Annotated in this window: 27 protein-coding genes and 1 pseudogene; 9 read left to right on the top strand and 19 right to left on the bottom strand. The window is 47.9% G+C overall.

The window, feature by feature from the left end:
* The 18 genes from EII32_RS05405 to EII32_RS05325 all read right to left on the bottom strand — a co-directional run.
* The coding region (locus EII32_RS05405; protein WP_199741396.1) for an antA/AntB antirepressor family protein at positions 1–594 on the bottom strand (594 nt) is incomplete at its 3' end.
* Between the two features lie 181 nt (positions 595–775).
* Entirely contained in the window at positions 776–1,459 is a 684-nt protein-coding gene (locus EII32_RS05400) for a Bro-N domain-containing protein (RefSeq protein ID WP_125234422.1), read from the bottom strand.
* A gap of 31 nt (positions 1,460–1,490) precedes the next feature.
* On the bottom strand, positions 1,491–1,787 hold the full coding sequence (locus tag EII32_RS05395; RefSeq protein ID WP_125234421.1) for a hypothetical protein: 297 nt from the start codon (positions 1,785–1,787) through the stop codon (positions 1,491–1,493).
* 1 nt (position 1,788) lies between these two features.
* Positions 1,789–2,226, bottom strand: coding sequence for a hypothetical protein (locus tag EII32_RS05390; protein ID WP_125234420.1), 438 nt, complete (start codon positions 2,224–2,226; stop codon positions 1,789–1,791).
* Positions 2,223–2,786 (bottom strand): phage virion morphogenesis protein, encoded by a 564-nt coding sequence (locus EII32_RS05385; protein WP_125234419.1) that lies wholly within the window; start codon positions 2,784–2,786, stop codon positions 2,223–2,225. The genes EII32_RS05390 and EII32_RS05385 overlap by 4 nt, the downstream gene beginning before the upstream one ends.
* Positions 2,783–3,034: a hypothetical protein gene (locus tag EII32_RS05380; protein WP_125234418.1), complete on the bottom strand. Its 252-nt coding sequence runs from the start codon at positions 3,032–3,034 to the stop codon at positions 2,783–2,785. The genes EII32_RS05385 and EII32_RS05380 overlap by 4 nt, the downstream gene beginning before the upstream one ends.
* 74 nt (positions 3,035–3,108) lie before the next feature.
* Positions 3,109–3,672 (bottom strand): host-nuclease inhibitor Gam family protein, encoded by a 564-nt coding sequence (locus EII32_RS05375; RefSeq protein WP_125234417.1) that lies wholly within the window; start codon positions 3,670–3,672, stop codon positions 3,109–3,111.
* Between the two features lie 32 nt (positions 3,673–3,704).
* The gene (locus EII32_RS05370) at positions 3,705–4,157 is read right to left on the bottom strand and encodes a hypothetical protein (RefSeq protein ID WP_125234416.1); all 453 of its coding nucleotides are present in this window, start codon (positions 4,155–4,157) and stop codon (positions 3,705–3,707) included.
* On the bottom strand, positions 4,115–4,414 hold the full coding sequence (locus tag EII32_RS05365; RefSeq protein WP_125234415.1) for a hypothetical protein: 300 nt from the start codon (positions 4,412–4,414) through the stop codon (positions 4,115–4,117). Before EII32_RS05365 ends, EII32_RS05370 begins: the two co-directional genes overlap by 43 nt.
* Positions 4,415–4,432: 18 nt before the next feature.
* Positions 4,433–4,669 carry a hypothetical protein gene (locus EII32_RS05360; protein WP_125234414.1) on the bottom strand — a complete coding sequence of 79 codons (237 nt, stop codon included), beginning with the start codon at positions 4,667–4,669 and terminating at the stop codon, positions 4,433–4,435.
* Positions 4,644–4,907 (bottom strand): hypothetical protein, encoded by a 264-nt coding sequence (locus EII32_RS05355; RefSeq protein ID WP_125234413.1) that lies wholly within the window; start codon positions 4,905–4,907, stop codon positions 4,644–4,646. The genes EII32_RS05360 and EII32_RS05355 overlap by 26 nt, the downstream gene beginning before the upstream one ends.
* Positions 4,908–4,911: 4 nt before the next feature.
* Complete coding sequence (locus tag EII32_RS12365) at positions 4,912–5,079, bottom strand: hypothetical protein (RefSeq protein ID WP_199741395.1); 168 nt, start codon at positions 5,077–5,079, stop codon at positions 4,912–4,914.
* Between the two features lies 1 nt (position 5,080).
* Complete coding sequence (locus EII32_RS05350) at positions 5,081–5,704, bottom strand: bifunctional adenosylcobinamide kinase/adenosylcobinamide-phosphate guanylyltransferase (protein ID WP_125234412.1); 624 nt, start codon at positions 5,702–5,704, stop codon at positions 5,081–5,083.
* A gap of 2 nt (positions 5,705–5,706) precedes the next feature.
* Positions 5,707–5,928 (bottom strand): hypothetical protein, encoded by a 222-nt coding sequence (locus tag EII32_RS05345; protein ID WP_199741397.1) that lies wholly within the window; start codon positions 5,926–5,928, stop codon positions 5,707–5,709.
* 16 nt (positions 5,929–5,944) lie between these two features.
* A complete protein-coding gene (locus EII32_RS05340; protein ID WP_125234410.1) occupies positions 5,945–6,142 on the bottom strand; it encodes a hypothetical protein in 198 nt (65 codons plus the stop codon).
* A 1-nt stretch (position 6,143) separates the two neighbouring features.
* Positions 6,144–7,019 (bottom strand): ATP-binding protein, encoded by an 876-nt coding sequence (locus EII32_RS05335; RefSeq protein WP_125234409.1) that lies wholly within the window; start codon positions 7,017–7,019, stop codon positions 6,144–6,146.
* A gap of 26 nt (positions 7,020–7,045) precedes the next feature.
* On the bottom strand, positions 7,046–9,061 hold the full coding sequence (locus EII32_RS12100) for a hypothetical protein (protein WP_158611133.1): 2,016 nt from the start codon (positions 9,059–9,061) through the stop codon (positions 7,046–7,048).
* 11 nt (positions 9,062–9,072) lie between these two features.
* The gene (locus EII32_RS05325) at positions 9,073–9,438 is read right to left on the bottom strand and encodes a hypothetical protein (protein ID WP_125234408.1); all 366 of its coding nucleotides are present in this window, start codon (positions 9,436–9,438) and stop codon (positions 9,073–9,075) included.
* 143 nt (positions 9,439–9,581) lie between these two features.
* Here EII32_RS05325 and EII32_RS05320 point away from each other — a divergent pair, with 143 nt between their 5' ends.
* Complete coding sequence (locus tag EII32_RS05320; RefSeq protein WP_125234407.1) at positions 9,582–10,022, top strand: hypothetical protein; 441 nt, start codon at positions 9,582–9,584, stop codon at positions 10,020–10,022.
* Positions 10,023–10,222: 200 nt separating this feature from the next.
* Complete coding sequence (locus EII32_RS05315; protein ID WP_125234406.1) at positions 10,223–10,957, top strand: helix-turn-helix transcriptional regulator; 735 nt, start codon at positions 10,223–10,225, stop codon at positions 10,955–10,957.
* A gap of 617 nt (positions 10,958–11,574) precedes the next feature.
* Here the strand turns inward: EII32_RS05315 and EII32_RS05310 are convergent.
* Positions 11,575–11,742: pseudogene (locus tag EII32_RS05310) on the bottom strand (transposase); the annotation flags it as partial.
* Positions 11,743–11,869: 127 nt separating this feature from the next.
* On the opposite strand from EII32_RS05310, the gene EII32_RS12095 reads away from it, so the two are divergent.
* The 7 genes from EII32_RS12095 to sufD all read left to right on the top strand — a co-directional run bounded on the left by EII32_RS12095 (position 11,870) and on the right by sufD (position 20,899).
* Positions 11,870–12,007: a hypothetical protein gene (locus EII32_RS12095; protein WP_158611132.1), complete on the top strand. Its 138-nt coding sequence runs from the start codon at positions 11,870–11,872 to the stop codon at positions 12,005–12,007.
* A 266-nt stretch (positions 12,008–12,273) separates the two neighbouring features.
* A complete protein-coding gene (gene rimP, locus EII32_RS05305) occupies positions 12,274–12,738 on the top strand; it encodes a ribosome assembly cofactor RimP (protein WP_125234405.1) in 465 nt (154 codons plus the stop codon).
* Positions 12,739–12,828: 90 nt separating this feature from the next.
* A complete protein-coding gene (nusA, locus tag EII32_RS05300) occupies positions 12,829–14,085 on the top strand; it encodes a transcription termination factor NusA (protein ID WP_125234404.1) in 1,257 nt (418 codons plus the stop codon).
* A gap of 172 nt (positions 14,086–14,257) precedes the next feature.
* Complete coding sequence (gene infB, locus EII32_RS05295) at positions 14,258–17,134, top strand: translation initiation factor IF-2 (RefSeq protein ID WP_125234403.1); 2,877 nt, start codon at positions 14,258–14,260, stop codon at positions 17,132–17,134.
* 62 nt (positions 17,135–17,196) lie between these two features.
* Positions 17,197–18,654: a Fe-S cluster assembly protein SufB gene (gene sufB / locus EII32_RS05290; RefSeq protein ID WP_125234402.1), complete on the top strand. Its 1,458-nt coding sequence runs from the start codon at positions 17,197–17,199 to the stop codon at positions 18,652–18,654.
* A 90-nt stretch (positions 18,655–18,744) separates the two neighbouring features.
* Positions 18,745–19,500, top strand: a complete 756-nt coding sequence (gene sufC, locus EII32_RS05285; RefSeq protein WP_125234401.1) for a Fe-S cluster assembly ATPase SufC — start codon at positions 18,745–18,747, stop codon at positions 19,498–19,500.
* A 34-nt stretch (positions 19,501–19,534) separates the two neighbouring features.
* Positions 19,535–20,899, top strand: a complete 1,365-nt coding sequence (sufD, locus tag EII32_RS05280) for a Fe-S cluster assembly protein SufD (protein ID WP_125234400.1) — start codon at positions 19,535–19,537, stop codon at positions 20,897–20,899.
* Positions 20,900–20,996: the final 97 nt, after the last annotated feature.

Genomic DNA, 20,996 nt, shown 5'->3' with positions numbered 1-20,996 from the left:
ACTGCGATGCCTTATGTCATACGACAGCCTCCGAGCAGCGGCCCAGGCAATGATGGTCTTACCAAAATCCTCAGACACAAACCAAACGCCGCGCTGATTACGCCAAAACTCATTCGGATGCCGTCTCCGACGACCGTTAACGCTGCCGCTCTTCAAACTCAAACCCACAGCACCAAGCAACTGAACATAGTTATAACCCAAACGGACACCAAACAAGTCCACGTCCTGCTCCAGACGAGGCAACACAAAACCGATCCAGTCACGATAACGCTTCTCAACCTCGATGAAATAGCGGCGAACAGCACGTCCGGCAGCCGAATACTCCAACATCGACAGCTCCTTAGCAACGTCCAGCGTCACCATATAGTCAACCGAGGGACGACCACCACTACTTTTTAACAAACTCGTTAAAAAGTCCTCGCCCTCAACAAAACCACACTTGTACAGACGATCCCTAATCCAGTTGGCATAATTACGACGAGAACCAAGACGATTGTGCAGCACGCGGCTGTTGACCATCAAACCCAGTGCACCTTGCTCCACAGGAAGCATGTCCTCACTCATAGATACCGATAATTCTTTATTCTTTTCCATCTTATTCTTTATTTATAATGTTAATACTCGCATTTTCCCAAAAAAAACAACCATTTCACACCCTTTGACCGATACTGCGCCACCTTATGTTACACAGAACGGCGAACGCCGGTACTTTTCCCCAAAACGGGGGAAAAATCCACACCCTCAATGTTTGCTCGCCAAATCGGGCGAGCAAACATCATCTAAACTCCAACTTCAACTGTACGCTTACACGTCCTTTCAGACTACCGCACGTGAGTAGTTCCGAGCCTAATGTATTTGCAAACCAACCAGGATGCGTCATACCGTAAAGCAATATCTTTCTTGCCAAGTCGCCGCGACGGTTCAGCCGGCGAACACACTGAGTGCTTTCCGTTCTGCTGCCAAGACAGCGAAGCAAATCATTCACAGAATACCAACGATCCTGCCCGTCCTCTACCACACGAACATCACCATTCCTATAACTCACCCTGCGGTAAGGACGATCACGCCAGTCAAAATAGTCATCACGACTGCAACTCGATACACGATAACCGCCGGTCTTCCTGATACGAGGCAATACCTCACCGGCTACCCAGTTCGTAAATTTGTCTGCTTTTTCCGAACTGTTACAACGAAAAGCCAATTTATACAAACCTGCCTCTGAAATCGATACAAGTTGCTGATTACCACCGGGGGTGGTAAAACTTACCGACCCTTTCCAATCATTGGGAATCTGGTCAAGCGTATGCCCGCTCCATGTAATACCAAGCACTTTGCAAACGTCCTTAGCCACAAACCAAGGCTCGTCGTTAATCAATTGCACACGGATAGGCGTGCCTGCCTTCTCATTGAAATTAAATACCTGCAGACCAGTAGCCTGCTCTGTCTTCTTCTTTTCCATCTTATTCTTTATTTATAATGTCAATAATAACTCACCTTAGATAAGCACTGTTTATCTCCCTGATCCGGCCACGCAGCAAACCGTAAATCATCCACAAAGTGTACTGCCCCTTCTTCTTGCTCATCCAGACACTACCGGAATGGAAACCGCTCACAAACTCGTCCTGGCTCAAACCGCAACTGCGACTCAAACCGCGATAAACTATACGCAGAACGTCATCGGCGGTAGGACTACGGTAAATGTAAGCCTTGCCCAACACACTCATGATATGGCGGCTCTGAAGACTGTAACCCACAACATCACCGTTTACATACAACTCCTGCTTCATGTCATAAACGCTTAATAGCAACGCAACGGTAGCTTTCTATATTCTCGATCATATCCTCGTGGTTGTGGTTCGTACGGCTCTCAACCAAATCAAAATCCATAAAGGTATCGCCGCCGATACAGCTCAGTGCCGAATGGATCTCATCGAGCAGATCGAACACCTGCAGGCTCTCGTCACGGAACTCGCTGCACGCTGCCACGCTACCAGTCCAGTCCGTAACCACATGAAGGTTGACGATTGGCTCGGCACGGTATTCCGCCCCGGGATGAATGGCATGCCACTCTATCGGAGCAAACTCCACGAAAACCGCGGGGCGATCCCATTGCTCCTCCTGCTCGATGAACTCAACATTGTGGTTCCACAAATCAATATGCTTGATCGCTCCGCCGCCTACTTCCTTCAGACGGGCGCAAAGCATCTCATACAATTCCTTTCTCATTTCTCGTTAATCTCAAAATCAATCGTTTCTTCTATATAACCCCTCAGGTTCTTCTCAATGATACCCCGAACGGCATCCTCCACCTCCGGACTCGTACCCAAAAACCTACGGCGGGGAATCTTAATAGTACTGCCGGCTTTCTTCAAGGCCATGAACTTCCAGAACTCGGCTTCTCCGGCCAACTGCAAAGTGCGCTTGTCATTCCTGCGGCTGCCGTCCTTCTTCCTGCCGAACGATCCGGTCGCCTCATAGAATTTGCGCCAGAAGTACCGCTTCATCTTCGCTGTCACCACAATCTCGCCGCCATCGTTGTGAATGGCGGCGTATGGCTCGTTCGTGAAGAAGGTAATGCTGTTCTCCGTTGTACGGCTCTGTATGCTCCTGCGGAGCCGTCCGGTGTCGACCAGTATATGGCCGCCCGGGCGCGTGGGGCTCTTCCTGCGCTGCCACGCCTCGCCGAAGAAAGCCTCGCGCTCGAAATTCGAGTCGAACTCGTCCGTCATCCCAACGCGGATGTCGTCGAGTATCATGCGGAGTATCTTGCCTGCTTCTTTATTCATTTTTCATCCTCAAAATCAAACAACAGAAGCGGACGCGGAGAAGAGGCATTGTCTTTTCTCACTGTCACATCCACTTTTAGCATATTATACAAGGTTCGTTCTGATATCCCATAAACAGGATATATATACCGCCGCCAAATTTCCCGGTTAGACAAACCTGTACGGACCCATTTCTGATAGGTCGCATTAACATCTGCAACACGCTTCAGATAACTGACACCTCGACGTCTCTCATTATCCACTTTCATGGCTTGTTTGGTTTTTGTTCATAATATAATACCATTGCCCCGTGCCGGAACTTAACCGGCACAGGGCTGAAAACTCAATCTCCGCTATCCTCCTTCTTTGGCTCTACATAGAAGGTCTCATCCTGAACTACCTGAATACCGCACTCCGCCATAGCCTGACGAATTGGAACTTCAACAAGTGAAGGAGAATCGGATACCTCCATCGCGATGTTACCATCGCGATCCGCAAGCAACTTGTCCTTCGCGATGTCTTCGGTCTGACGGATATAGTCAGGCAAAAAGCGTTTAACCAACTGCAACGCACTCGCCCAAGTAAAACCTTTCACCGTCTTCAATTTAGGAGTTCCCGTGCGGAAACCTATCACACCATGAACCATGTCAAGACTCTTCTTCTTCGTGAACAACTCAGCCTGGTTCTCAGTAGCAAAAGACTGAAGAGTGTCGAACGCCTGTTCCTTCTCACATGTAAGTACCGACAACTTGTCGGCATACTTCTCGCGGATCTTCGCACACTGCAGCTCGATGTCCGCATTGATTTTCTGAATCCGGGCGTCGCTCTTGGCGTAGATTGCGAACGCCTCATCGGCGGATTCTCTGCTCACGCCGGTAATGATAACTTTCTTTTTTCTTGTTGACATTGTGATATTGATTTATTGGTTATTGATAAAAACTAACTTTCTGCCATATTGCCCATCGGAATATAGACAAACGAGGTCGCATTGCTGTGTTCATCCCGTGATGGATTCGGTTTCAATCCGCCTTTGCGCATGATGCTGCGCAGCTTTGTCTGAAGTAAATCCAAGTCCGCTACATTCAGACGGGCAAATGCCTTTCCGGCAATCCTCGGGTGGCGGCAGAAGTCGTTGATACGCTGCCAGTCCGTCGTGTCAACGCCGGACTGCTGCATCAGTTTCAGGCACAGGCTGCGTCTCTTCCTCACTTGCACCCTCCGGCCGGTATGATCCTCCAGCGACATACACATTGCGTTATACTCCTTTACAGTCATCTCGCGCAGGCTGGTTGTCCGCCCGTTGGTATATTGCTCCACAAGGGTTTCCTTATCTGCACCGGGCAGCTGCTTCAAGAGGCAATAGAAACGCGCGTAGTTCCGTTCCCCTCCCATAACTTCTCCTCCTTCCAGTCCTTATAGGCGTTCCTTGCGTTGGCAACTGCATCGCCGATGCTTACACGAAAACTGTCGATGCTAAACAGCGGCACGCCGTTCACACTGACGAACAATCCTCCGTTGAATTCCATCACCTGCACGGCCTTGCGCGCTTCCGCGTCGAGTTGTGACTGACGCTCCGCATCAATACGCTCCGCACGTTGCTCATGCCACAATTGAAGGCGTCTCTTGATTTCTTCTAAAAATTTGCTCATTGTTATATCGTTTATAAGTTAAAAATTGCCTGATGCTTTCCACTCGACGGTTATCACGGCGTCGAGCATCCCGCTGCCATTGCATATCGGGCATTCCTTTTTATAACGCTCCTGCCAATCATCCTCCTGCCAGTGAAATCCGTTGCCTTGGCAGTATGGGCAACTGTGTCCGCGGCTCTCAACACGCTCTGTCATACGACCCCCCGGAGTAATACGCCCCGGAACTATTTCAATAACTCGTCTTTCCTTGCTCATATTCATTGTTTTCCATGTCTTCAATTTCATATTTCCATTCATAGGCATCAGTTTCACAAATATTATCTTCCAGCCATTCGATGGCTGTTGTAATCTGTTCATCCGCACTTACCAAGTCTCCTCTTGTCATTCCATGATCAGCCAAATATTGCAGAGCTTCATATAATTCATCGCTGACTTCCACATCGCTCAAGCCAACACGGTAAATAACTTTTACCTGTAAATCTTTTATTTTCATCTTGTTATATTTCTAATTGAACATAAAAATTAAATTCCCTGCACAGCCGCTTCACCTGTACGATTTGGAAAGGCTCGCCGTCGAACGCAAAATATATCGTGCGTTCTTTCGTATGTACCCTCACTCCTTTCTTCCGTAACCTGTACAGAAGGTTGTCTCGCTTACTTGCCATATCACAGTTTGTTTGATGTCCTTAAAATACCTTCTTCCCAAACAACGAAACTGTTACCCGCATCGGGATTGAAACGCCCTTGGCAGTATGCCCTGAAACCAACCACCCGCACCTTTACACCTGCCTTGTAACGGAGTCGGAGTGCAGCATTGCCTAATGGCTGGCTCTTCTTCTCCATACTGATAAAGATGAAGCTCTTCCGCGGAAAGTCCTCGATCAGTTTCTTCGTCTCAGGCCATTCCCAGCCACTCTCCTGGTAGCTGTCCACGATGACGAACTTCGCCGAGTGTCTCTTCTTCAGCCTTGCGGTAAGGTCCTCTATTGTATCCTCAGTTACTACACGAAACCAGCCCTGGCACTTCTCCATCTCAAAGAGTTTTATCCTGTCCTGGAAACTTTGGCTCACGCCCTCCTCATAACTCATATAGAGAACTTGCCCATAGTGGGTCAGCTCGCGCGCCAGTTGCATCACGAAACTACTCTTGCCGGCTGCGCTTGATCCGCTGATGAACCAGGTGGAGTTCTCCTCTGGCAGGCCGAAACACTCCGCCCAGCGGCCACCCCACGGCAGCGTCTTGTATGTTTTCGCCGCTATCTCCTTCGGACTGTATGCGCGCTTTGCCATAACTACTTTTTCAGAACCTCTATTAAGTAATCGGCAGCAACACGAGATAACCATGCCGCACTTCGGAATACATCTGCAGCGGTATTATCCCCCTCTAACTTTGCCTGTTGACAGGTTTGAACATAAAGGTCTTTTGCTATCTCATACCGGCGCTGCTCCCAGTCTATCTCGTTAGCCTTGGCCATTTCCTTACGCATACCGATAACGGCTTCCATAGCCTCCATTTCTATTTTTGTCATATTATCCAAGTATAATAGTTAGTCCCTTGTCTGTAATCTCCACATCATTGCGGTCAAAATCATATTCCTCATCATTATTTTCATCATAGTATCTGAAGAAATCGTCAATACGACCTTCTGCGTATTCTCTCAATTCTCCAAGACTGGTATCCTCGGGAACATACCCTGTATACTTCATTACAATGCTTACACGTTTCATATCATGCTCCTTTCTTTATTTTCTCAATTTCCGTATATACTCTTCGCAGCCCGCCGCTGCTCTTGCGCACGATCTGGCCGATGTCCATACCCTTAGGGGCGTTCACCGTCGCCACCACGCGCGCCTGCTCCAGCAGGAACGCCTTGCGCTCGTCCGCCTGGTCGGGAGTCACCTTGCTGTACTTGCCGCCATACCGCGAAAATATCTCGGCATAGCCTACCTTCTGGCATTCCACCATGCGGTCTATCTTCGCACGAAGCCCGTCCGCGCCCATCATATACCATCCACAGCACATTTCCGTGGCGTTCCACAGGGCTTTCAACTCAAGGAAGGCTTCGTATTGCAGGTCGCCAGCCTCGTCAAGCACGACCAATGGACGCTCCATACTTCTGAGGTAATACACGAGGTCTTCGTAGGTGTCCTGATACTTGCCGCTTGTACCAACGCCAAACTCCTTGGCTATCTTTTTGACCAATGCACGCTTCGTCTTTACCTGAGAGCAGTCCACATACACGGCGTTCCGATGCTCATGCACATACCAGCGCGCCGTGTAGGTCTTGCCGATGTTTGGAAGGTCGCAGAGTATCACGCTTAGGCTGCGCTCCTGGCATGCTTCCATCTGCAGGCTGATGTACTTGAAGGTCTCCGTCTGTGCACCCTTCCATTTGATGGACTCGCGCAGGTTCACGTCTAACCTTCTGGCAATATTTACCCAGTTGGCGTCGCTCAGAGCTTTCTCCGTTTGACCTTTTTTCAATCCGTTATACACACTGGGAGATATACCCAGTGCCGATGCGTGCTTCGCATCGCTCGGATAATTTTTGCGGTTGGCTGCTATCGCCTCCAAAATCCGCTGTTTCTGAGTCTCACTAATCATATTCTAATGGCATTTAATCGTTATTCTTATATGTCTGCCAAAGCGTGGCTTGATGCGCTCGCTGGCGGTAGGGACATGGACGGCGGTTCTTCCTTTGACTTCAGCTCCAGTACCTCGACGTCCTCATCTTCCGATTTTGGGGAGAGGGAGGCTTTCATCACCCCAAGCCTTTCAATGGCATTGTCCGTCACCCATTTGTTGAAACCGGCTATCTTCTTCTGCTGCTCCACGAACACAGCCTTGTCCGCCTCTGTCTGTTCACAGTCCGCCGTGTTGAATGTGCCCACGTTCTGAAGCTCGTCTATCAGCATGTCGTTCTGGTAGATATATATGTTCTTCACGACTCCCTCCTCGTCGGTGAGGTAGTAGGCATCCACCTTCCAGTTATTCGGGGCGAGCTTCTCAAGCACGCCCACATCGCTCAGCCACCAGTCGGTGTACGCCACGCGGCAGTAACTGTTCCTGCGGATGCTCGTTTCCACGTGCTCGCCGATGAAGCGGGCCAGCACGCTCTTGTCAAGGGGCTGCAGCGTCGGATTCAGGTTAGCCTCAAGCACCTGCCAGCGGGTCATGCCCGGATATTTCTTCTGGTTTGGGTGAAGCGAGTTGTTGAACTCCATCACGTCCATCATATCGTCGGCTATCAGCTCGTCCCAGCTGTAATACTGCTTGTCCTCGTAGGTGTCGTTAAGCTCGTCGAACACTTTCCTGGCTTCTGTCCGGTAATGGCGGTCCTTGGCATAGAAACGGCCGATGCCCAGGTGGTTCCTGTGCTCAATGCTGCGCTTCTTCGCGCCGTTCATAGGCTCCGCGTATTTCTCCTGCGAGTTCTGTGGTGCGCAGAACCTGACGAACGGAAACAGTACGCCGGCCTTCAGGAACGAGTCTTTCCATTGGCTCATCAGGTGGTTCTCTACCTCCACCTGTGCCGGGCAGTTCCAGCCCCTGCGCTCCAGAAGCCTGAACATGCTCCTGAAGCACTCCACCACCAAGTCCACGTTCTTATTTCGATTGTAGGCGAAGCCCACCACGCACTGGCTCATCACGTCGTATGCGTAATAGGCTTTCGGTCTTGCCTTCGTGTCCTTCAGCTTGCGCGGAAGGTCGCGGTCGTCGAACGAAATCTTGCTCAGTGAGAACTCGGGGGCGTGGCGGTGCATGTGTGGCATCTGCTCGTGCATGAAGGTCGTCCGGCTGCTCAGGGCGTGCTCCACCAGCACGCGGTTCTTCGGCTTGTTCAGGTAGTTGTTGATGGTGCTTTCGCTCAGCTCCAGAGGCTCGCCCGTCTTTTTGTCCACGAAGTCATCGGGGTTCATCAGTTCCCCGGTCTTAGGGTCATAAACGTCCAATTCTCCGCACACGAACATGTTGTACATCTCGGCGATGTTCGTATTGTAGGGCTTATTAGGCAGGACGGCCAGACCGAGTATCAGTTGCTCGGCCTTGTAGTCCACTTTCCTCGCGCTCTGGTTGCCGAACTTCCCGCTCACAAGGCAGCCGTAGCCCTCACGCCTGTATTCGTTCACCTTCTTCCTGAAACGCAACGTGCTTGTGGGCAGTGTGTGCCCCAGTTCCTTTCGCAATGCCTCGATGGCGTCAGCCATCCAGTCCCAGTTATATTTCTCACCCATCAACTTGCGTGCAGTAGAGGCGCGGTCATAGAGTTTGATGCAACAGTTCAGCACGCTCGCGTTTGTTACATACTCCCTGATTTTCTCAGGATACTTCGTCAGGTCAACACCCGTCTTCTCACGGTCATGGAAAAACGCCACAGCCTCCTGGTCCGTCTCGTAGTTCTCCATCACCCAAAGTCGAAGATGAGTCTGCGCGCCGTCAGGATAGAGTTCCTTGACCTTTTTCTTGTACTTGCCGGGGAGGCTGTCTACGACTATCAGTGCATAGTTGCCCGATGCACCGCCACCGCGACGGGCTACGTCCACGATGTTACGGTTCGTCCAGTTCTGGTAGTTTGCTTTACTCACAATACCACCATCCACCAATTCGTTGGCCGATATACACCATTTGCCTTCGTAGTACTCCATCGCGCGCCTCCTTATAGTTTGGCAGCCCAGTCCTGAATGCCTTGAATATCGCTCGTCATCACATTCTCAAACTGGTGCACTTTCTCGCCATGCTTGTACACGTCGCACACGGGCTCTTTCTTTGAGAACTCTAACAGAACTTCACCAAGATACTGCCTCATGTAGCCATCGGCGTCATGCAAAACCTCCCATTCTGGAGCCTCGACCATCACGATGCCGCCACGCTGCAATGCAAGCGATCGTATCTTCCTTGCAAGGTCATTACCCTCGCTCATGTTTTCAAAGTGAATGGCGTTAAAAATGGTACGCTCTGTAATGTCAAGAGCTTTCGCGATAAACTCACGGTCTGCTTTTTTGACATGAATATACTTTTTCATAATCTTATTTGTTTAATTCATTTATTTTCTATAACTTTACAGCCGATTTCAGAAATGAAACTAATTATCCGGTTACAACTCCACGGCTCTTGAGGCAATACCGCATCGGCAACCAAGGAAAATATCAAACAACATACACAAATATGAGCCTTTATAATTATCTTGTAAAATCGAGTGTATCCGCAGAAGAGATACGCTACAACTTCCATCGCGAAGAGGTCGAACAACTCTATAATCTCTTACAAGAGAAAGGATACGATTCATACTTCGACTTCGTGAGGGACAATCAGAAAGACATACTGAGATACATTGCGCTATCTGATTCTCAACGCAGACAAAAGAAATGGACGAACCATCCCCTGCAACTGCTTCTTCGCTTTGCAGCACTTCAAATAGCTGAGATAACTGTGCAATTCCAGAATAATATTCTTGACATCTCGAATATTGTGGATAGTGGTTCTTATCGAAATTTTCTTGCAACATGTGCAGATGGCGTACTGCCATTGCTGGTAAACACTCCTTTGAGAGAGTTTCCTTTTGAGGGCTATGATAACCCATTCCTTGCCCACAAAGACCAAACTTAAACGCGTTATCCAATCCGGACATTGCTATTCTCTCTCCATTCAATGTCTCCGCACGTCGCCTTTTACTTGCGGAGCACTTTGTTTTTCTTCTTGACTTCATCTTTTTTAATACTTAAATATGTTAATCTCGCCTTTTTTTCGTATCTTTGGCGCGCATTCCGAATGGAATACGCTGCAAAGATAATCAAGATATTTCGATTATGCAAGAAAACAAGCAAGAAAAATCACAAATAAAGCAAAATATCTCGCTTTATTTGGCAAAAAAAGGAGTTTCCGAGTATGAATACTATAAAATTTCAGGAACAACGAGGGGAATACTTGGACAAAACAATGGAATAAGCGAGGATAATATAGCTAGATTTCTCGCCTATGCTCCCGATGTTAACCACGAATGGCTTCTCACTGGAAGGGGACCCATGCTCAAAACGAAAGGTACTGCAAGTAGCCCACCTGCTGAAGAGTTGCCTCTTTCTATCTCCAAAGATACAAAGAAAATAGCAGAGCACCAAGAAAAAAGGGTGAGAAAATCAACTAAAGGTATTCCTCTTATCCCCATAGATGCCGTGGCAGGTTTCCCCGCTACCGACATTGATGGCGTGTATCTGGAGAACTGTGAGCACTATTCTATCCCTGAATTCGAGGCAAAGGGAGCTAACTTCCTTATACGTGTGTCCGGAGATTCAATGACACCTCTTTATAACAATGGAGATATTATCGCCTGCCGAAAGATCTCCGACATACTTTTCTTTCAATGGGGTGGCATATATGTCCTCGACACCAGCCAAGGTGCCCTCGTCAAGCGAGTAGAAGAAGCCGAGGGTAATGATGAGTGTATCCTATGCATCTCCGAAAACCAACGCTTCAAGCCATTCCAACTTCCAAAGTCAGATATCCGCTCCCTCAGCACAATTATTGGTCTCGTCCGCCTCGTCTAAATGTTCTACATCGTATCACGAAACGTACCCCCTATTGGGGTACCCCCCCAGAACACACTTTTTTATCCTAAATCCCTATATATAATAAGGTGTACCGCCCTTTAAAAGTTGCTCGCAAAGTGTCAGTTTCTTGTATCAATCCCCTTTTTGGGGACTGTTGCTGCCTCCCCACAGGGGGGGGCTTGGCAAGAGTTTTGAATATCCACTTTTTGAGAAATGAATATCCAGTTTGAATATCCACCTGAATATCCACCCCCTCAAAAATCGCCATTTTCACCCGTTTTCGTCCCTCTCCTTCAACTCTCGTTTTAAGGCCGTTCTAATACCGTACTCTCACCGTTCAATCCTGCTCTCGTATAAAGCCTCTGTGCGTCCCAAACGCCCGTGTATAAAGGATTTCCACGCATACCAACAAAAAGGCCACACGCGTAAACGTGCAGCCCTATGTACGTAAACCTTTCGTCAGCCTCATGTAAACGAAAAGCCCTTCAATGTAAATCAAAATTAAACCAATGTAAACGTTTCGTTTTGTGTGACCTCAACTATCAAAATGCGTATAACTATTTGTAAACTAACGACTTCAACAACTTTTTAGCCCTCCATTATCCTATACGCTTCGTTCTGTGCCCCATAGAATGAACGAGGTTTGCCTTGTTTTTGAGCAATTCGTTGACGCACTCTGTGATGTGCCTTTTCCTAAGTATTATCTTGTTCCACATTGGCATTAGTTTGTTCTTCATGTTTGCTTTCAGCCCATGCACAAGATGCACCCCTTGGTCGAATAACGTGTACGCGAATTCTTATCCCGAACTCGCGTAAAGGCTTAATGTTATATTACATAAAAGAGGGGTGATTAAATAAAGGCGAAGATGTTTAAACCCCAATCGGTAATTAGACCGCGTTTGCTTAGCTTTGCTATTGCCGTTGCGCTTCCCAACTGCTTTAGCCCGCTTGCTGAACATCTGCGCGGCCATTACATCTCGACGCAGCCCGCAACGCCTTCTATTAAACGGCTGCACATCTGCTCAACAATCGGACAAAATCGGTTGAGGGTTCTAATGACCGATTTGGGTTAAATGGTGATAATTGGCTGAAATATTTGGGTTTACGATTTATGTATGTAGTAAACATCTTTGGTGTAATTGGTCAATTATACTTGTTCAATTTCTGTTACTCTTTTAGTACTTGTTTATTATTTTTTCGAAAAACACTTGGAAAAGAAGAATTTATTTTGTACCTTTGCACGCGTTCGGTGGAATGTGGGGCTTCTTGAAGTTCCACATTTTCATTTAAATAACTGATTGTAATACAAGATAATGATTGACAAAAAGATTGTAGAAGAACTTGTAAACCAATGGTTGGAAGAGAAGGAGTATTTCCTCGTTGATGTTGATGTTAACGCAGACAACAAGATTGTTGTGGAAATAGACCATGTCGACGGAGTGTGGATTGAGGATTGTGTGGAGCTGAGTCGCTTCATTGAGGAACATGTCAACCGCGACAACGAAGACTACGAGTTGGAGGTAGGCTCGGCAGGTTTGGGACAGCCGTTCAAAGTGGAGCAGCAATACATCAACTTTATAGGCAGGGAGGTGGAAGTTCTCGCTGCCGACGGAAAGAAAGTGAAAGGTGTGTTGAAAGGTGTCGACGGCAGGAAATTTACCGTCGCCGTTCAGGAAAAAGTAAAGGTGGAGGGCAAGAAACGCCCCGTGTTGCAGGATGTCGACCATGAATACTGCATGGACGAGGTGAAATACTGCAAATACCTTATCAAGTTTTGACACGCTCTGTCTGCCGTATGCGGGCAGTCTCGTACGGTACGGCATTGTGCCCTGCGGCAAACGAAAAGAATAAAATAAAACAAATATAAAATGGCAATAAAGAAAGAGACCATCAGCATGGTCGATACTTTTAAGGAGTTCAACGAGTCGAAGCATATTGACCGTACTACTCTTGTTAGCGTGCTTGAGGAAAGTTTCCGCAATGTGATAGCGAAACTTTTCGGTTCCGACGAGAACTTTGACGTTATCGTGAACCCCGACAAAGGCGATTTTGAAATTTATCGCAACCGCGTAGTGGTTGCAGACGGCGAGGTGCAGGACGAGAACAAAGAAATAGCTCTTAGCGAAGCACTGAAAATAGAGAACGACTACGAGGTGGGGGAGGATGTGTCCGAACGGGTTGATTTTGCCAAGTTCGGTCGTCGTGCCATACTGAACCTGCGTCAGACGCTGGCATCTAAGATACTCGAATTGGAACATGACTCTTTATATAATAAATATAAGGATCGTGTAGGGCAGGTTATAAGTGCCGAAGTTTATCAGGTGTGGAAGCGCGAAGTGCTGCTCGTTGACGATGAGAACAACGAATTGGTGCTTCCCAAAAGCGAGCAGATACAAAAAGACATTTATCGCAAGGGCGAAACCGTGCGTGCCGTGATACTCCGTGTGGATAACGAGAACAACAACCCGAAGATAATACTCAGTCGCACAAGTCCGGTGTTCCTTGAGAGACTGCTCGAGGCGGAAGTGCCGGAGATTGCCGACGGACTGATAACGATACGCCGTGTGGCACGCATGCCGGGAGAAAGAGCTAAGGTGGCAGTGGAGAGTTATGATGAGCGAATCGACCCTGTCGGCGCATGTGTCGGTGTGAACGGAGGTCGCGTCCGCGGTATCGTTCGCGAACTGTGTAACGAGAATATAGATGTAATAAACTTTACTGCAAACACCAAACTTTTCATTCAACGCTCGCTCAGTCCGGCGAAAGTGTCGAGTCTCAATATCGATGATGAGAACATGAAAGCCGAAGTGTATCTTAAGCCGGAGGAGGTATCGCTTGCCATCGGGCGCGGCGGTCTGAACATTAAACTTGCTTCGATGCTTACGGGATATACCATTGACGTATTCCGCGAGGTTGATGAGAACGAGGCCGACGAGGACATCTATCTTGACGAGTTCTCGGACGAGATAGACCAATGGGTCATAGATGCCATTAAGGGCATAGGGCTCGACACCGCAAAAGCCGTAATCAACGCACCGCGGGACATGCTTATCGAGAAAGCGGATCTTGAGGAAGAAACCGTTGACAACGTTATCCGCATATTGAAAGCCGAGTTCGAACAGTAAGCGGCAAACGTTCTTTCTCTGTCTCAATGCCAAAAGCATTTTTTACAGGAGCATGGGTTGGAACGTAAATGGGTATGGAACTTTGTTTCTCTCAAGGAGGCAACGACCGTTTGGAACGGTTCAAATGTCAATATCGAAGAATAAAAAAGAAAAAGAAACCTGAAAAGAATAGATGAACGTAAGATTAAATAAGGCAATAAGAGAATTGAACATAGGTCTTCAAACGGCAGTTGAATTCCTTGAGAAAAGACCGAACCTCGGCGAAGTGAAACCTGAAATGAGTTTCAAACTAAGTGAGGCTCAGTATAACGCATTGGTTGAAGCTTTCAAGAAAGACAAGGAGGTAAAGGTTGATGCCAACAAACTATTCCCGAAGAAGCCGAAAGAAAAAGACAAACGTAAGGTAGAACGTCGCGCTGAACATGGCACGGGGCAAACCAAAACGCAGAAATACACACCGCTCGGCAAGATAAATCTTGACGAAATAGGAAAACCTGCGGCAAAAAAACATACTTCCGTAGTGACCAAAGAGGAACCGGTTGCGGTAACGGAGAAAAAAGAGGAACTGCCGGAGAAACCGGTTGAAAAAAGAATGGAGGAATCGAAACCGGAAATCAAGGTTGAGGAGAAAGAAATGCCTAAACCGGAAATAAAAACCGCGGAGAAAGCAAAGGCGGACGAAACACCGAAGCAACACAAACCGGAACAACCGGTAACGGAGGCGGATGTGCATAAGAATGACGAGCAACGTGCAGGTGGAGAACAGTCCAAGCCGGAGCAACCAAATGTTGAAAAGACAGAAAAACAAGAGGAAGAACGGAAAGAAAGCGGAGTGTTCACGCTGAAGAGCGAGAAAAAACTTGTACCGCAGGTAAAGGTGTTGGGAACAATAAACCTTGACGAGATAAACCAAAGCACGCGTCCCAAGAAAAAAACAAAGGAGGAGAAACGGCGTGAGCGTGAGGAAAAGGCGGCTCAGGGTAAAGCATCGGGCGGCGAGAAGAAAAAACGCCAACGCATAACAAAGGAACGCGTGGATATTGATGCCGCCGCACGTTTGGCTTCGCAGCAACAAGGCGGCGGAGGAAAAGGACAACAAGGCGGAAAGAAAAAGAAGAAAAATCGCCAACAGAAACCGCTTGAGGTAAACGAGGAAGACGTGGCACGTCAGGTAAAGGAGACGCTTGCGCGCCTCACTTCGAAGACCCAGAACAAGAAGGGCGCGAAATACCGTAAGGAGAAACGTGACGCTGTACAGGAGAAAATCGATGCACAGAAAGCGGAGGCACGCGCAGAAAGCAAAGTGCTGAAACTTACGGAATTCGTTACCGTCAGCGAACTTGCCACAATGATGGACGTAGGTGTAAACCAAGTTATTGGCACCTGCATGTCGATAGGCATAATGGTAAGTATAAACCAACGTCTCGATGCAGAAACGATCAACATCGTGGCAGAGGAATTCGGATTTAAGACAGAGTATGTCAGTGCCGAGGTGCAGGAGGCTATTACCGAGGAGATCGACGATGAGAACGACCTCACATCTCGCGCTCCCATTGTTACGGTGATGGGACATGTTGACCACGGAAAGACATCGCTGCTTGACCATATCCGCAAAACAAACGTGATTGCCGGCGAGGCCGGAGGAATTACTCAGCACATCGGAGCATACAATGTGACAATAGGCGACGGCAGAGAAATTACATTCCTTGACACTCCGGGACACGAGGCGTTTACGGCCATGCGTGCCCGCGGTGCCCAAGTGACCGACATTGCAATCATCATCATTTCTGCCGACGACTCGGTAATGCCCACCACGAAAGAGGCCATTGCCCATGCACAGGCAGCCAACGTTCCGATGGTGTTTGCCATAAACAAGATTGACAAGCCGGGGGCAAATCCGGACAAGATAAGGGAAGACCTCGCAAACATGAACCTTCTTGTGGAAGAATGGGGCGGGAAATACCAGTGTCAGGAAATTTCGGCAAAGAAAGGCATCGGCGTGGATGAACTGCTCGAGAAGGTACTGCTCGAAGCCGAAATGCTCGACCTCAAGGCAAACCCGAATCGCAATGCCACCGGTTCCATAATAGAGTCGTCGCTCGACAAGGGACGCGGATATGTAAGTACGGTACTCGTTTCAAACGGAACATTGAAAGTGGGCGATGTCGTGCTTGCCGGAACGTCTTACGGAAAAATAAAGGCGATGTTCAATGAGCGCAACCAGCGTGTTCAAGAGGCAAGGCCGGCAGAACCGGCAATAATACTCGGACTCAACGGTGCACCCACGGCCGGCGACTCGTTCCATGTGATGGGGTCGGAGCAGGAGGCACGCGACATTACCAACAAGCGTACACAGTTGCAGCGTGAGCAAAGTCTGCGAACCACCAAAACTCTCGGTCTTGACGATATTAGTCACCGCATAGCACTCGGAGAGTTCCATGAACTCAATATTATTGTGAAAGGCGATACCGATGGTAGTATAGAGGCACTTGCAGACTCGTTTATAAAACTATCGACAGAGAAGGTGCAGGTGAACGTGATAAGCAAGGCGGTGGGACAGATAAGCGAGAACGACGTGATGCTCGCAAGTGCTTCGGATGCCATAATCGTTGGTTTCCAAGTGCGTCCTTCTGCCGATGCTCGGAGAATTGCGGAGCACGAGGGTGTGGAAATAAACACCTATTCTATTATATATGATGCCATCGACGAGGTGAAATCTACGATGGAGGGAATGCTTGACAAGGTGAAGAAGGAAATCGTAACAGGAGAGATAGAAGTGAAGCAGGTGTTCAAAATATCGAAGGTAGGCACCGTTGCTGGCGGACTCGTAATCGAGGGAAAGGTACACAACAAAGACAAGGCGCGAGTGGTGCGCGATGGTATTGTAGTACATACCGCTCCGATCGATGCCTTGAAACGTTACAAGGACGATGTAAAGGAAGTCGCAACAGGATTGGAATGCGGTATCTCTCTTGTTAATTTCAACGATATACAGGCCGGCGACATCATAGAAACGTTCACCGAGATAGAAGTTGAACAGAAACTTTAATTGTTGAGAATTGGCAAGTATTGATTGTCGTTTCTCGTTTATCAATTAATTTTTAATACTTTGTGAGTAAAGGAAAGAATGAATTTGTGCGCAAGGTGGCGGAGCAGAAATATGAATTCGGCTTCACCACCGATGTGCATACTGATATTATCGAAAAGGGGCTTAACGAAGACGTTGTGCGCCTTATCTCGACCAAGAAAGGCGAACCGGATTGGATGCTGGAGTTCCGCTTGAAAGCTTTCCGCCATTGGCAGACGATGAAACAGCCTGAATGGGGGCATCTGAATCTGCCGCCGATAGACTATCAGGCTATTTCGTACTATGCCGACCCCATGGCAAAACCGAAAAAGGAGGGACCGGCAACGGTAGAAGACATAGACCCGGAACTGATGAAAACGTTCGACAAACTCGGTATCCCGCTCGAAGAGAGACTTGCTCTCAGCGGTACTGCCGTAGATGCCATCATGGATTCGGTGTCGGTAAAGACCACTTTCAAGGAGAAACTTGCCGAAAAAGGAATTATCTTCTGTTCGATAGGAGATGCAGTGAAACAACATCCCGACCTCGTGAGGAAATATTTGGGAACGGTGGTTCCTTATCGAGACAATTTTTTTGCGGCTCTTAACAGCGCGGTATTCAGCGACGGCTCATTCGTATATATACCTAAAGGAGTGCGCTCGCCTATGGAACTGAGCAGTTATTTCCGAATAAATGCCCGAAACACCGGACAGTTTGAGCGCACACTGATTATTGCCGACGATGATGCCTATGTATCATATCTTGAGGGATGTACCGCCCCGATGCGCGATGAGAATCAACTTCATGCCGCCATCGTGGAGATAATTGTTAATGATCGTGCGGAAGTTAAATACTCGACGGTACAGAATTGGTATCCGGGCAACGAGAACGGCAAGGGAGGGGTACTCAATCTTGTGACAAAACGCGGTGATCTGCGCGGAGAAGGTTCGAAACTGTCGTGGACGCAGGTTGAAACGGGGAGTGCCATAACATGGAAATACCCGTCGTGCATACTGCGGGGTAATAACTCGCAAGCCGAGTTCTACAGTGTCGCCGTCACCAACAATTATCAGGAAGCGGATACCGGTACGAAGATGATACACCTCGGACGTAATACCAAATCAACAATTATATCTAAAGGTATTTCTGCGGGACATTCGCAGAATTCATACCGTGGCTTGGTACGCGCGGCATCGACAGCCGAGAATGCACGTAATTATAGTTCGTGCGACTCGCTTCTGTTGGGTAGCGACTGTGGAGCGCACACGTTCCCTTACATGGATGTGCATAACGATACTGCCATCTTCGAACACGAGGCCACGACGAGCAAAATATCGGAAGATCAACTCTTCTATTGCAATCAGCGCGGCATCCCTACGGAACAGGCCGTGGGGCTTATAGTCAACGGGTATGCAAAAGAGGTACTCAACAAACTGCCGATGGAATTTGCCGTGGAGGCTCAGAAACTGCTCTCGGTGTCGCTTGAAGGAACCGTAGGATAAAAAAAGATACATACGCTTGGTGGAAATAGTCATAGAGGCTTTGCTTAATATGTCGTTGCCACAAACAAGGAAAAGATAACAAATCAAAATATGTTAGAGGTTAGAAACTTACATGCCTGTATCGGCGGAAAAGAAATATTAAGAGGTGTCGATCTCGTTATAAACGACGGAGAGACTCATGCCATAATGGGTCCCAACGGTTCGGGGAAATCCACGCTTAGCGCAGTTCTCGTGGGCAATCCATTGTACGAGGTAACAGAAGGTTCGGCAATTTTCAATGGCAAGAACCTTTTGGAGATGAAACCCGAAGACCGTGCCCATGAGGGCATATTCCTATCGTTCCAGTACCCTGTGGAAATTCCGGGGGTGTCAATGACCAATTTCATGCGTGCCGCAGTGAACGAGAAACGCAAGTATCTCGGTGAAGAGCCGCTCAATGCTGCCGAATTCCTGAAAATGATGAGGGAGAAACGCAAGGTGGTGGATCTTGATTCGAAGTTGTCGAACCGCTCGGTAAACGAGGGGTTCAGCGGTGGTGAGAAGAAACGCAACGAGATTTTCCAAATGGCGATGCTCGAGCCAAAGATGAGTATTCTTGACGAGACAGACTCCGGTCTCGACGTAGATGCCATGCGCATAGTGGCAGAGGGGGTAAACAAACTCGCGACACCCGAGAGCTCGTGTATTGTGATAACTCACTACGACCGCCTGCTCGAAATGATTCGACCACAGTTCGTACATGTGCTTTATAAAGGTCGGATAGTGAAGACCGCCGGCTCCGAACTGGCTCGTGCCATTCAGGAACATGGCTACGACTGGATAAAGGAAGAAGTGGGAGAAGATTGAATAATTGACAATTGAAAATAAAGAATTGACAATTATGAAAAGCGAACAGCAATACATAGACCTATATAGGCAGTCTGCCGACCTTATAAAGGCTTACAGTACGGGTGTCATGAATGACCTGCGAGATGAGGCTTTCGGGGATTTTCAACGTTTGGGATTCCCAACCAAAAAGGTGGAGAGATATAAATACACAGATATTCCGTTGTTATTTGAACCTGACTACGGACTGAACCTCAAACGCTTAAACTTTTCGCTCAATCCGTATGAAACTTTCCGTTGCGATGTCCCGAATTTAAGCACTTCACTCTATTTTGTGCTGAACGACAGTTTCTATGACAAGGCATTGCCAAAGAATCATCTTCCTGAAGGAGTGATAGTTGACAGTTTGTCAAAAGTTGCTGCCGAGAAGCCCCATTTGGTGGCAAAATATTATGGTAAGATTGCAAAATCGGCCGATGACGGAATAACCGCACTCAACACCATGCTTGCACAAGACGGGCTCTTCGTTTATGTGCCACGAGGTGTAAAAGTGGAGCGTGCCATACAAATTATAAACATGCTCAAGTCGCCTTCTGCAATGTCATCTTCGTCAATGAATGTCATGACAAACCGCCGTGTGTTGATAGTGGTGGAGGAAAATGCGGAGATTAAGTTACTATTCTGCGACCATACTGCCGATGAAAGCAATTTTCTTACCACACAGGTTGTAGAGGCAAGCGTTGCCGAAAATGTACATCTCGAGTTCTACTGTCTTGAGGAAACTCATGCAAGAAATGTACGCGTCAGCAATGTGTATATCGATCAAAAGGCAGGCAGCAGAGTAAATCACAATGTCATAACGTTGCACAACGGAGTGACGCGAAACCGTACCGATCTCATTTTCAACGGTGAGGGAGCGGAGTGTAACCTTTGCGGGTGTGTAATTGCAGACAAAAGTCAGCATGTTGACAACAATACTCTCATAGATCATCGCGTAGCCCACTGTAATAGTAACGAACTATATAAATATGTTCTCGATGAAAATGCCGTGGGAGCATTCGCTGGATTGATACTTGTTGAGCATGGTGCGCAGAAGACCGTATCTCAAGAGACAAACCAAAATCTGTGTGCATCGAAGACAGCAAGAATGTACTCGCAGCCGATGCTGGAAATTTATGCCGACGATGTGAAATGTGCCCATGGCAGCACAGTCGGTCAACTCAACGATGCGGCATTGTTCTACATGCGTCAGCGTGGTATTCCGTTAAAAGAAGCGAAACTCTTACTCGAACTCGCTTTTATAAACGAAATAATTGACAAGATGGAACTCGAGCCACTTCGCGACCGCTTGCACCATCTCGTGGAGCAACGTTTCAGAGGACAGTTGAGCAAATGCTCCGGTTGTACTCTGTGCAGATAGTTTTTGAAATAGTAATAAAAGTATGTTTTTGTTCCAAATTAGTTACGATTTCGTGAATTAGAAATTGAAAAGAGATATTTTTGGCCGTAAAAGTATC

It is taken from the genome of Prevotella sp. OH937_COT-195 (assembly GCF_003932845.1).
Lineage (GTDB): Bacteria > Bacteroidota > Bacteroidia > Bacteroidales > Bacteroidaceae > Prevotella.
Note: the sequence above shows the minus strand (reverse complement) of the source record. Positions and strands in the feature narration are given on the sequence as shown.

What these genes read in the sequence shown, in the direction of transcription:
- nusA (WP_125234404.1), top strand. Translation starts at nt 12,829, where the DNA reads ATGGCAATAAAGAAAGAGACCATCAGCATGGTCGATACTTTTAAGGAG.
- EII32_RS05390 (WP_125234420.1), bottom strand. Translation starts at nt 2,226, where the DNA reads ATGAGAAAGGAATTGTATGAGATGCTTTGCGCCCGTCTGAAGGAAGTA.
- EII32_RS05360 (WP_125234414.1), bottom strand. Translation starts at nt 4,669, where the DNA reads ATGAGCAAGGAAAGACGAGTTATTGAAATAGTTCCGGGGCGTATTACT.
- EII32_RS05320 (WP_125234407.1), top strand. Translation starts at nt 9,582, where the DNA reads ATGAGCCTTTATAATTATCTTGTAAAATCGAGTGTATCCGCAGAAGAG.
- EII32_RS05375 (WP_125234417.1), bottom strand. Translation starts at nt 3,672, where the DNA reads ATGTCAACAAGAAAAAAGAAAGTTATCATTACCGGCGTGAGCAGAGAA.
- EII32_RS05355 (WP_125234413.1), bottom strand. Translation starts at nt 4,907, where the DNA reads ATGAAAATAAAAGATTTACAGGTAAAAGTTATTTACCGTGTTGGCTTG.
- EII32_RS05350 (WP_125234412.1), bottom strand. Translation starts at nt 5,704, where the DNA reads ATGGCAAAGCGCGCATACAGTCCGAAGGAGATAGCGGCGAAAACATAC.
- rimP (WP_125234405.1), top strand. Translation starts at nt 12,274, where the DNA reads ATGATTGACAAAAAGATTGTAGAAGAACTTGTAAACCAATGGTTGGAA.
- EII32_RS05370 (WP_125234416.1), bottom strand. Translation starts at nt 4,157, where the DNA reads ATGGGAGGGGAACGGAACTACGCGCGTTTCTATTGCCTCTTGAAGCAG.
- EII32_RS05400 (WP_125234422.1), bottom strand. Translation starts at nt 1,459, where the DNA reads ATGGAAAAGAAGAAGACAGAGCAGGCTACTGGTCTGCAGGTATTTAAT.
- EII32_RS05345 (WP_199741397.1), bottom strand. Translation starts at nt 5,928, where the DNA reads ATGGAGGCTATGGAAGCCGTTATCGGTATGCGTAAGGAAATGGCCAAG.
- EII32_RS05315 (WP_125234406.1), top strand. Translation starts at nt 10,223, where the DNA reads ATGCAAGAAAACAAGCAAGAAAAATCACAAATAAAGCAAAATATCTCG.
- EII32_RS05325 (WP_125234408.1), bottom strand. Translation starts at nt 9,438, where the DNA reads ATGAAAAAGTATATTCATGTCAAAAAAGCAGACCGTGAGTTTATCGCG.
- infB (WP_125234403.1), top strand. Translation starts at nt 14,258, where the DNA reads ATGAACGTAAGATTAAATAAGGCAATAAGAGAATTGAACATAGGTCTT.
- EII32_RS12100 (WP_158611133.1), bottom strand. Translation starts at nt 9,061, where the DNA reads ATGGAGTACTACGAAGGCAAATGGTGTATATCGGCCAACGAATTGGTG.
- EII32_RS05335 (WP_125234409.1), bottom strand. Translation starts at nt 7,019, where the DNA reads ATGATTAGTGAGACTCAGAAACAGCGGATTTTGGAGGCGATAGCAGCC.
- EII32_RS12365 (WP_199741395.1), bottom strand. Translation starts at nt 5,079, where the DNA reads ATGGCAAGTAAGCGAGACAACCTTCTGTACAGGTTACGGAAGAAAGGA.
- EII32_RS05365 (WP_125234415.1), bottom strand. Translation starts at nt 4,414, where the DNA reads ATGAGCAAATTTTTAGAAGAAATCAAGAGACGCCTTCAATTGTGGCAT.
- EII32_RS05385 (WP_125234419.1), bottom strand. Translation starts at nt 2,786, where the DNA reads ATGAATAAAGAAGCAGGCAAGATACTCCGCATGATACTCGACGACATC.
- sufD (WP_125234400.1), top strand. Translation starts at nt 19,535, where the DNA reads ATGAAAAGCGAACAGCAATACATAGACCTATATAGGCAGTCTGCCGAC.
- EII32_RS05395 (WP_125234421.1), bottom strand. Translation starts at nt 1,787, where the DNA reads ATGAAGCAGGAGTTGTATGTAAACGGTGATGTTGTGGGTTACAGTCTT.
- EII32_RS05380 (WP_125234418.1), bottom strand. Translation starts at nt 3,034, where the DNA reads ATGAAAGTGGATAATGAGAGACGTCGAGGTGTCAGTTATCTGAAGCGT.
- sufC (WP_125234401.1), top strand. Translation starts at nt 18,745, where the DNA reads ATGTTAGAGGTTAGAAACTTACATGCCTGTATCGGCGGAAAAGAAATA.
- EII32_RS05340 (WP_125234410.1), bottom strand. Translation starts at nt 6,142, where the DNA reads ATGAAACGTGTAAGCATTGTAATGAAGTATACAGGGTATGTTCCCGAG.